The 1,158-nt window shown below is 76.9% G+C and carries 2 protein-coding genes; one reads left to right on the forward strand and one right to left on the reverse strand.

All coding sequences use genetic code 11. The features are described 5' to 3' along the window. Positions 1 to 524: M15 family metallopeptidase (locus CBZ_RS20450; RefSeq protein WP_130783240.1), on the forward strand; the 524-nt coding region annotated here is incomplete at its 5' end. A 121-nt stretch (positions 525 to 645) separates the two neighbouring features. Here CBZ_RS20450 and CBZ_RS20455 read toward each other — a convergent pair. After that, complete coding sequence (locus CBZ_RS20455; protein WP_130783241.1) at positions 646 to 1,053, reverse strand: transferase; 408 nt, start codon at positions 1,051 to 1,053, stop codon at positions 646 to 648. Between the last annotated feature and the right edge of the window lie 105 nt (positions 1,054 to 1,158).

A 1,158-nucleotide genomic window follows, 5' to 3' on the forward strand; every position in this document is an offset into this window, starting at 1 on the left:
GTGCGGCGACGGTCGTCGGGACGGGCGCGCTCGACACCGCGCTCGGCGTCCCGCCGGGCCCCGCCGTCGCACCCCCGGCGGCCGCGGAGACGGTCGGCCCGGCGACCGGGGTCGACGCCGCCCCGGTCGACCCGCCGTCGCCCGACGGTGCGCTCGACGCGGAGCTCGTCCGCCGGTTCGAGGAGGCGCGGGCTGCCGCGGCCGAGGACGGTGTCGAGCTCACGATCACGTCGGGCCGCCGGACCGCGCAGGAGCAGCAGGCGCTCGTCGACGCGACCCTCGCGCGCTACGGCACCGAGGAAGAGGCGCACCGGTGGGTCGCCCCGCCCGACGGGTCCGCGCACGTCACCGGGACAGCGATCGACGTGGGGCCGACCGCGGGCGCGTACTGGCTGCAGCAGCACGGGTGGCGGTTCGGGCTGTGCCAGGTGTTCGACAACGAGGTCTGGCACTACGAGGCGACGGTCGAGCCGGGCGGGACGTGCGGTCCGACGGTTCCGGACGCCTCCGGGCTGTGGCGCTGACCGGACGCGTCGGCCACGGCGACGCAGGGTCCTGCCGGGCCGAGCGACCGCGGGACGGACGACCGCGACGCGCATCGGGCACCCGCCCGTGGCGGGGCCCGACGGACGTGGCGGACGGGCGCTAGGCCGCCGTGCGGACGCTGTGGCGCCCGACGACCGTGCGGTCCGGCACGATCTCGTCGGGCGCGACGCTCGCGCCCGGTTCCACGACGACGTGCTCGCCGAGCCGTGCCCGGCTGCCGACCCGCGCGCGGTGCCCGACGCGGGTGCCGGGGCGCAGGTGGACCGTCGTCCCGATCGTCACGTCGCTGCCGACGGTGACGTCGTGGTCGATCCAGCTCCCGCTGCCCACGCGCGTGCGGGGCCCGACACGGGCCCCCGACTCGACGTACGCGGTCGTCGCGATGCTCGCGTCGTCGTGCACCCGCGCGCCCGGCGAGACCAGCCCGCCGCCGTTGGGGTGCCGGTCGTAGCGGACCGTGGTCCCGTGGTCGTCCTCGAACTCGACCCGGCTTCTCCTCGTCGCCATGCCACCTCTTCTCAGGAACGGTTCTCGCGAGACATAACGGGCTGGACGTCCGTCTTGTTCCAGCCATGCTCCGGCCCGGCCGGGCGCCGTCGCACGGCGCCCGGC

Source organism: Cellulomonas biazotea (genome assembly GCF_004306155.1).
In the GTDB taxonomy this organism is placed as follows: Bacteria; Actinomycetota; Actinomycetes; order Actinomycetales; family Cellulomonadaceae; genus Cellulomonas; species Cellulomonas biazotea.